The following is an 8,020-nucleotide window of genomic DNA, read 5'->3' as shown; positions in this document are numbered from 1 at the left end:
GAAACCCGCCCACCGGTACTCGCTCGCGGACTTCGGCCTCACCCCGGAGCAGGTCGACGAGCGCTTCGCCGGAGCCTCGCGCCCACGGCCGCAGCGTCATGGGGCTGCACGACGCACAGCTCGGCCTGCATGGCCTGCCGCGCCGCGGCCATCAGCGCCGGGACGTCCCCGACGACCACGATCTCGGCGGGGGCGTCGCCGTAGGAGAGCCGGACGGCGAGGGCGTGCATCCCGGCGGTGCCGGCGCCCTCGTAGCGGAACTCGCAGACCAGGCGGTCGCCGTCGAGCGGCCCCTCCTGGATCAGCCACGCCTGCCCGGGGACGACCCGTCCGAGCGAGTCCTCCCAGGGCGCCGCCGGGACGCCGGCGAGGCGGTCGGCGGCGCGGGCCGCGGCGCCGCGCCCCTCGGCGGGGCCGATCGCGGCGAGCGCCCGCAGGAAGGCCCGCGCGCCCGGGGTGGCCGCCGCGTGCAGGCAGCCGATCAGGTCGCCGAGCGCGGCGCGCCGGGCGGCGTCGTGCGGGGCCGCCGCCTCCAGGCCGCCGAGCTGCGCCGACGTCCACATCTCGGCCTGCAGCGCGCCGGGCTGCGCGGGCAGGGCGCCGGCCTCCCGGACGTAGGCCGCGTACACCTCGCCGAGCCCCGGCAGCATCAGCTCGGGACCGGCGGACGGTCGGGTCGCACTCACGGCCTCAGCCTATGAGACGCGGGGGAGCGGCCCGGCCGCGCGTTCCGGGAGGCGGGGCCTACGCCGGGACGGTCAGCAGCGTGCGGCCCTCGCCGATCGTGCGGACCTCGAACCGGCTGATCTCCTGGGGCCGCAGCGCCGTGCCGCCCTGCAGCGCCAGCTGGGGCTGCGGCGAGCCGGGCAGGCCGTAGCCCTTCTCGGGGACGGACCAGCCGACGACGGTGTGCGCCCTGCCCCGCCGGTCCACGGCGACCAGTTCGCACGCGAGCGGCCCGTCGACCTTGCTGAGTCGCAGCGCGACCCGGCTCCCCCACGCCTTCTGCTGCGTCGCGACCGTCCCGGTGACGCCGGTGCCGGCGTCGGTCGCCGACATCGCCCGGCCGTCCCGCAGCAGCTGGGCGGTCCCGCCGTCCGGCGCGGAGGCGGCGGAGCCGCGGTCGGCGCCGAGCGTGTACCCGGCGCCGAGCGCCCCGCCGAGCAGCACGACCCCGGCGGCGGCCGCGGCCAGCGCCCGCGCGGTCCGGTGCCGCCGCTCCCGCCGGATCCGGTGCCGGATCAGGTCGGTGACCGCCGCCGGCTCGGGCGGCGCGGGCATCGCCTCCGCCGGGTCGGCGATCGGGCCGATGCCGTCCAGGGTCTGGGCGATCCCGCTCAGCGCGCCGAGCTCCTCGTGGCAGGAGAAGCACGTCGCCAGGTGCGCCTCGAACGCGCGGCGGTCGGGCTCCTCCAGCAGGCCGAGGGCGTAGGCGCCGACGTCGACGTGCGGCATGTCCGGCGCTCTCATGGCGTCACGCCCCTCTCCTCCAGGGCGACGCGCAGTGCCCGGAGCGCGTAGTAGACCCGGGACTTCACGGTGCCCACGGGGATCCCGAGATGCCTGGCGGCCTCGTTCACCGAGCGGTCCCGGAAGAAGGTCTCGTTGAGGATCTCTCGGTGGGCGGGGGACAGGGCGAGGAGGGCTTCGGACACGACGACGGAGCGCAGCAGATCCTCCAACCCGTCGGGCACGCGCATGTTCTCCAGCGGGCCCTCGCCCGCCTCCTGCGGCCGTGCGTTCTTGCGGCGCTGGTCGTCGATGACGATCCGGCGGGCGACCGTCGCGAGCCAGGGCAGCAGCGACGTCGCGTTCTCGTCGAGCTGGTGCGCGCTGCGCCAGGCGCGGATCATCGTCTCCTGGACGACGTCCTCGGCCCAGTGCCGGTCGCCGCCGGTGAGGCGAAGGACGAACGACAGCAGGGGGCGGCCGTACACGCGGTACAGCTCGGTCACGATCACCTGGTCGTCCACGCCGCCGGAGGGCCGCGGGCCGCGGAACCAGCTCCACGGTCCGGGAGGGCGTTCGCGGGTGGCCGAGGCGGCCGGTGATCTGTGGGCCATCGGGGTCTCCGGCGGGGGTGCGAGGGGGTGCGGGGCGACGCGGTGACCGTGGGTGTCACGTTGGGAGGCAGTACGGGACCCCGCGCCGCGCGGTTCAACCGAGGCCGTTTCGTGGGGGATTTTCCGCAATGGATCTTACTTGTTCGCCACCTTTTCCTTACCGTCCAGTCCCAGGGATCGCCGAGGTGCGTCTCAGGGTGCGTACGGGAGGCGAGACTCCGACCCGCGCATCGGAACCTTCGCCGGGCAACGCTCACTCCACGCTTTGGAGCGAATGCGGGCATCGGGCCCATTTGCCCACAGAGACCGAGGGCGGGGATCGGCATGGTGATGGAGAACGGGGAAGTCCAGCTCAGCTACCGCCTGCTGCTGGCTGTGGACATCCAGGGGTACAGCCGGCGCGACACGCGCGAGCAGCTGCGCGCGCAGCGGCTGCTGACGGAGGCGCTCGACGGCGCCGCCCGCGGCGTCGGCCTCGACCGCGCGGGCTGGGACAAGCAGGTCGGCGGGGACGGCGAGCTCGCCACGCTGCCGGAGGGCGTCGACCCGGCGACGGTGGCCGGTGAGTTCGTCATCCTCCTCGACGGGGCGCTGCGCGAGGTCAACCGGGACGCCGGCCGCTTCCGCCTGCGCGTCCGGCTCTCGCTGCACCACGGCACGCTCACGGCCGGGCCGTTCGGCCCCGCGGGCGACGCGCCCATCGTCGTCCAGCGGCTGCTGGACGCGGCGCCGCTGCGCCGCCTGCTGGCCGACGACGCGGACCGCGACCTCGCCTACGTCGTGTCGGACTCGCTGTTCGACGACGTCGTGCGGACCGGGTTCTGCGCCCTGCCGCCGCGAGGGTTCCGCGCCGTCAAGGTCGCGGCGAAGGGCGCGGTGTTCCGCGGCCACATCCTCACCGGCCGCGCCGCCCGCGAGGACGCGGGCGAGGACGCGGGCGGGCCGGGCACCCGGTCCGCCCGCGTCCTCGAGTTCCCGGCCCTCGCCCTGAACTGACCGGGAAGCGACCGGCCCGCCCAGGGGTTGACGCAGGTAGGACCGACGACCGATGGAGGCGACGATGGCGGACGAAGCGGCGCTGGTGAAACTCCTGGCGGGACGGGACATCGGGGTGCTGGCCACCCTCAAGGGCGACGGGCGGCCCCAGCTGTCCACGATCAACTACCACTACGACGAGGAACGCCGGCTCGTCCGGATCTCGATCACCGCCGACCGGGCCAAGGCCCGCAACCTGGCCCGCGACCCGCGCGCGAGCCTGCACGTCGGTTCGCCGGACGGCTGGTCGTGGGTGGTCGCCGAGGGCACCGCCGAGCTCACGGCGGTCGCCGCCGATCCGGACGACGCCGCCGTCGAGGAACTCGTCGAGGTGTACCGGGACATCCGCGGCGAGCACCCCGACTGGGACGAGTACCGCCGCGTCATGGTCGAGGACGGCCGCCTCGTCGTCCGCCTGCACGTCGAACGCCTCTACGGGCAGGCGCACTGACGGCGGCCGGGCGCGGCTAGGCCCCCAGCAGGGCGGCGAGGAGGCGGTTGTCGCCGCGCTGCCAGAGCGTCCCGACCTCGTCGAAGCCCGCCTCGCGCAGTGCCTCGACATGGGTGGACAGCAGCGCCGACTCCGAGCCGTGGTGGCCGGTCGTCTCGTCGCGGGCCAGCGATCGCAGCCCGGCGAGGCCGGGATCGGCGGCGACCGCGTCCCACCACTGGTCCCAGCCCTCGGGGCGGTCCCCGCCGAACCGGCGCGCCCGCTCGCGCTCGCGCAGGGCGACGTCGAGGGCCGCGAGGCCCGGCGTGCGGTCCTCCACTCCGAGGTTGTCGCCGTTGAGGAACAGGCCGCGAGGGCGCAGCACACGCGCCAGCTCGCCGTAGGCGACGCGCAGCTGGGCGGACGACAGCCAGTGCAGGGCGGTCGTGCTGACGGCGGCGTCGGCCTGCCGGTCCAGCCGCAGCCGCGCCGCCCAGCCGGGCTCGCGCAGGTCCAGCTCGGTGAAGGCCAGACCCGGCCGGCCGGCGTGCGCGGCGCGGCCGAGCGACAGCAGCAGCGGGTCGGCGTCCACCGCGACCACGGTCGCGCCGGGGACGCGGTCCAGGATCCGGCCGGCGAGCGAGCCCGGCCCGCAGCCGAGGTCGAGGACGAGCGGGTCGGGCCGCCCGGTCGCGGCCTCCAGGGCGTCGACGATGGCGGTGAACCGCTCCTCGCGGTCGGGGACGTAGCCCTCCTGCTGGACGTCCCAGCGGGCGGTCCAGGCGCTCGCGACCTCGTGGTCGAGCATGGTCATGACCCTCCTGTGACTGTCGTATAAGCTTTGGACAGTCACATTGTGAACCCGGAAGGCGTAACCGGTCAAGTGGAGTTCAACAGTCATACCGATGCGGTGGTGCAGGCGGCCGCCGGCCTCGTCAACGAGCTGACCCCGGGGGAGCGGCGCGGCCGCGCCTACACCCCGCCCCCGCCGCCCGCGCTCGCCGCCGCCGTCACCGACGTCCTCCAGCGCGTCGGGCGCGGCTCGCGCGCCGCCGAGTCCGAACTGCCCGCGCTCGCCGCCGTCGCGCGGGAGCTGCGCGTGGTGTTCGACGCCGTCGCCGCCGGCGACGTCGACGGCGCCGCCGAGCAGGTCAACCGGCTCCTGGAGACGGCCGAGGCCCGGCCCCGCCTGGAGCGCCACGACGGACATCCGTGGCACGTCCACTACCACGGAGCCGACGAGAACGACTGGGCCGGCCCCTGCGCCACCGGCCTCGCCATCGTCATCGGCAGCGAGATGCACGACCGCCTGGGCGTCTGCACCGCCCCCAACTGCGACCGCGTCTACGTCGACACCTCCCGCAACGGCACCCGCCGCTTCTGCTCCACCGCCTGCCAGAACCGGGTCAAGGCCGCCGCGTTCCGCGCCCGCGCGCAGTCGTCCTGACGGCCCCGGCTGGGCCTGCCGGTTTCGCGGGCGTGCCTGTAGCGTGTGGCGATGATCCAGGCCACCGCCACCACCGCCGCCTCGCCCGAGGACCTCTTCCGGCACCTGGCCGTCCCCGAGGCGTGGGGCGCCTGGGGCAGGTTCCCCACCCCGGCGCGGCGGGCGCGCGCGGGCGACACCGCCCCCTACGGCGTCGGGACGGTCAAGAAGATCTGGCCGGCCAGCGAGCGGACCGTCGCCTACGAGCCCTACGAGCACTTCGGGTACGTCGCGCTGTCGGGCCTGCCCGTGCGCAGCTACCGGTCGGACGTCCGGCTGGAGCGCCGGGACGCCGGCACGTTCCTGCGCTGGGAGGCGACGTTCGAGCCGCTGATCCCCGGCACCGGCCCGATCGTCGGCTTCGGGCTCCGGCAGATGCTGAAGGCCTTCGCCCGATGGCTGCCCGCCCACGTCGAGCACTGCCCGCCGGACTGCCCCGCCCGCAAGGCCGAGGGCATCTGACCGCGTCCGGGCCCGCGGGGAGGAACGTGAGCCGGAGGCCGTGCGACCCCCCGCACGACCTCCGGCAGAAAAGGTGCAGGCCGAGAGCACCCCGCAGTTCCCTCGGCCTGCACGACCATGGACCCCTCAGGCGGGGTCGGGACCGTAGACCTCCCACAGCTCCCCGGCGAAGAACCGGCCGAAGTCGAGCAGCCGGCCCGCCCCGTCGGGACCCGTCGCGCGGAAGGTCGTCAGCTGCCGCGCGAAGTCGGTCAGCTGGATGTGCAGCACGCCCGCCGCGACGACCGGCGCGCCGTCCTCCTCGTCCTCGGCGACGTGCCCGTCCAGCAGCCGCACGTAGAGGGTGGAGGTGTCCGGCCAGATCCGCGTCGGCGGCCCGTGCAGGACGTTCTTGCGCCCGCTCAGCGTGCGCCGCCGCCCCTCGCCGTCGGTGTAGAACAGCCGGTACTTCATCAGCCGCCGGTCCTCGGGCCCGTCCGCGACGAACAGGTTGAACGTGCCCCGCTCGACCGGGCGGCGCCCCCCGTGCCCCGTCGCGTCGACCCATCCGGCGGCCGTCGCCTCGTGGTCCGCCTCGGCCAGGAAGCGGTCGGTGTCCGCCGCGGTGATCGTCAGGCGGAACGACAGGGGCAGGCGCCCCTCGGCCAGCTCGCCGATCCGCGTGTCGGACTCCCCGTAGGTGACGAACCCCTTCATCTCCTCGGTGAACGACAGCGACGTACGGCCCGCGACCGCGGTGGACGGTCCCCGTGTCCCACCGCGGCTCCCCGATGCGGGGCCGTACGCCGAGCCGTTCCCCGCCCCGCCTGGCGAGCCGGCTCCCCCGGCCGGCTCGGCCCCCGTGGCGGGCGGGGCGGTCCTCTCCAGCAGCCGCGTGGCCAGCCGGTCGGCCTGCGCGGCGATCGTCAGCGAGGGGTTCGGGCCCACCGGGCCGGGCATCGCCGCCCCGTCGGCGATGTAGAGGCCCGGGAACCCGAACACCTCGCCGAAGGCGTCGCAGACGCCTTCGCCCGGGTGGCCGCCCATAGGGGCGCCGCCCAGCGGATGGACGGTGATGATGCGCTTGCGGAACCACATCGGGTTGTCGGCGTAGTCGGCGCCGAGCACGTCCGCGATCCCCCGCATCGTCTTGCGGACGCGGTTGAACAGCTCCTCGCTGGTCCGCGCGTTCCAGTCGGCGGCGAGCCGGCCGTCCCGCAGGTGCAGCCGCCCGTCGGCGGTCTCGCGGCCCATGCCGAGCAGCGGCAGCGAGCTGACCGTCAGCGCCCCGTCGCCGATCAGGTCCGAGAGCTCCTCGGACAGGTTGGTGTCCGGCGCGTCCTTGAAGAACTCCCGGAACCGGCCCCACAGGAACTCCACCGCGCGCTCGAACTCGCCGCGGACGTCGAAGCCGTTCACGATCCAGTCGGTGAAACCGGGGTAGCCGCCGTCCTGGATGTAGGCGCCGCGGCCCGCGCCGGGCACGCCGTCCAGGTCGTCCGGCAGCCGGATCGCCGTGGTGATCACCGGCCCGCGGCTGGCGTTGAGCGGGCGGACCCGGTTGCGGTCCTTGGCCCGCATCAGGAACGTCAGCAGGTCGCCGTTGCCGCAGAAACGGGTGCCGAGCGCCGAGCTGAGGCCGGGGAACGCCGCGCGGGACTTCAGCAGCAGGTACGTGGTGCCGTACGTGCCGGCGCCCAGCACCAGCCGGTCGCACGTGATCGTCCGGCTCGGCAGGCGGCGCTTGCGGGCGGACAGGTCCGTGTGGTGGACGTAGTCGACCTCGTACCCGCCGCCCCGCCGCGGCCGGATCGCCTTCACCTCGTGGGAGGTGCGGATGTCGGCGCCGTGGTGCGCCGCCGCCGACAGGTAGTTGTGGTCGAGGCTGTTCTTGGAGCCCTCGTTGCAGCCGATGTCGCACTCGCCGCACAGCTTGCACGTCCGGCGGCGGGCGCCGTGCAGGTTGCCGTACGCGGGGTCGGCGATCGGCAGGCTCACCCCGGGCGTGCCGCCCGGCTCCGGCGCGAAGCTGACCGCGAGCGGCGGCAGCGTGCTGTGGAGGCCGAGCTCGGCCGCCGCGTCCTGCATCGCGTGCGTCTTCGGGGTGTCGTCGTAGGGGACCTGGTCCAGCGGGTACGGCGTCGCGCCCATCATCCGCTCGACGGCGTCGTAGTGCGGGTCCAGGTCGGCGCGCGAGACCGGCCACGGCTCGTGCCCCCCGCCGGGCCCCGGCCGGTCGTGCACGAACCAGCGCTCGTCCTTGCGCAGCAGCACGTTCGCGTAGATCAGGGAGCCGCCGCCGAGGCCGGAGGACACGACGGAGTCGCAGCCCTTGAACCCCCACACGTCGTACATCCCGTACAGGCCGGCGTCGGGGTCCCAGAAAGCCCGCCCCAACTCGGCGGGGGAGCGCGGGAAGCTGCCGGGCGGGTACGGCTGCCCGCGCTCCAGCAGGACGACCCGCTGCCCGGCCTCCGCCAGCCGGTACGCGGTGACGGATCCGCCGAATCCGGATCCGACCACGACCGCGTCGACGTGCTCGGCCGCGCCGCCGCCTTCGCTCAT

At 75.0% G+C, this 8,020-nt stretch carries 9 protein-coding genes; 4 read left to right on the top strand and 5 right to left on the bottom strand.

What is annotated here, in order from left to right:
• Positions 1 to 38: 38 nt before the first annotated feature.
• From AB0C87_RS25740 to AB0C87_RS25730, 3 genes are read right to left on the bottom strand one after another with little or no spacing between them, the layout of a single operon-like run.
• On the bottom strand, positions 39 to 686 hold the full coding sequence (locus tag AB0C87_RS25740) for a hypothetical protein (protein WP_360579911.1): 648 nt from the start codon (positions 684 to 686) through the stop codon (positions 39 to 41).
• Positions 687 to 744: 58 nt separating this feature from the next.
• Positions 745 to 1,470, bottom strand: coding sequence for a zf-HC2 domain-containing protein (locus tag AB0C87_RS25735; RefSeq protein ID WP_360579909.1), 726 nt, complete (start codon positions 1,468 to 1,470; stop codon positions 745 to 747).
• Entirely contained in the window at positions 1,467 to 1,955 is a 489-nt protein-coding gene (locus AB0C87_RS25730) for a sigma-70 family RNA polymerase sigma factor (protein WP_207946058.1), read from the bottom strand. The genes AB0C87_RS25735 and AB0C87_RS25730 overlap by 4 nt, the downstream gene beginning before the upstream one ends.
• 438 nt (positions 1,956 to 2,393) lie before the next feature.
• Here AB0C87_RS25730 and AB0C87_RS25725 point away from each other — a divergent pair, with 438 nt between their 5' ends.
• Both AB0C87_RS25725 and AB0C87_RS25720 read left to right on the top strand, forming a co-directional pair.
• Complete coding sequence (locus AB0C87_RS25725; RefSeq protein ID WP_360579907.1) at positions 2,394 to 3,059, top strand: hypothetical protein; 666 nt, start codon at positions 2,394 to 2,396, stop codon at positions 3,057 to 3,059.
• 64 nt (positions 3,060 to 3,123) lie between these two features.
• The gene (locus AB0C87_RS25720) at positions 3,124 to 3,549 is read left to right on the top strand and encodes a TIGR03618 family F420-dependent PPOX class oxidoreductase (RefSeq protein WP_353835707.1); all 426 of its coding nucleotides are present in this window, start codon (positions 3,124 to 3,126) and stop codon (positions 3,547 to 3,549) included.
• Between the two features lie 16 nt (positions 3,550 to 3,565).
• Here the strand turns inward: AB0C87_RS25720 and AB0C87_RS25715 are convergent, their stop codons facing one another.
• On the bottom strand, positions 3,566 to 4,342 hold the full coding sequence (locus tag AB0C87_RS25715) for a class I SAM-dependent methyltransferase (protein WP_360579904.1): 777 nt from the start codon (positions 4,340 to 4,342) through the stop codon (positions 3,566 to 3,568).
• A gap of 69 nt (positions 4,343 to 4,411) precedes the next feature.
• On the opposite strand from AB0C87_RS25715, the gene AB0C87_RS25710 reads away from it, so the two are divergent.
• Positions 4,412 to 4,975, top strand: coding sequence for a CGNR zinc finger domain-containing protein (locus tag AB0C87_RS25710; RefSeq protein ID WP_360579903.1), 564 nt, complete (start codon positions 4,412 to 4,414; stop codon positions 4,973 to 4,975).
• 51 nt (positions 4,976 to 5,026) lie between these two features.
• A complete protein-coding gene (locus AB0C87_RS25705) occupies positions 5,027 to 5,476 on the top strand; it encodes an SRPBCC family protein (protein WP_353835709.1) in 450 nt (149 codons plus the stop codon).
• A 126-nt stretch (positions 5,477 to 5,602) separates the two neighbouring features.
• Here AB0C87_RS25705 and AB0C87_RS25700 read toward each other — a convergent pair whose 3' ends face one another.
• A complete protein-coding gene (locus AB0C87_RS25700; RefSeq protein WP_360579901.1) occupies positions 5,603 to 8,020 on the bottom strand; it encodes a GMC family oxidoreductase in 2,418 nt (805 codons plus the stop codon).

The sequence above is a fragment of the Actinomadura sp. NPDC048021 genome (genome assembly GCF_040653135.1).
Classification (GTDB): domain Bacteria; phylum Actinomycetota; class Actinomycetes; order Streptosporangiales; family Streptosporangiaceae; genus Spirillospora; species Spirillospora verrucosospora.
Note: the sequence above shows the minus strand (reverse complement) of the source record. Positions and strands in the feature narration are given on the sequence as shown.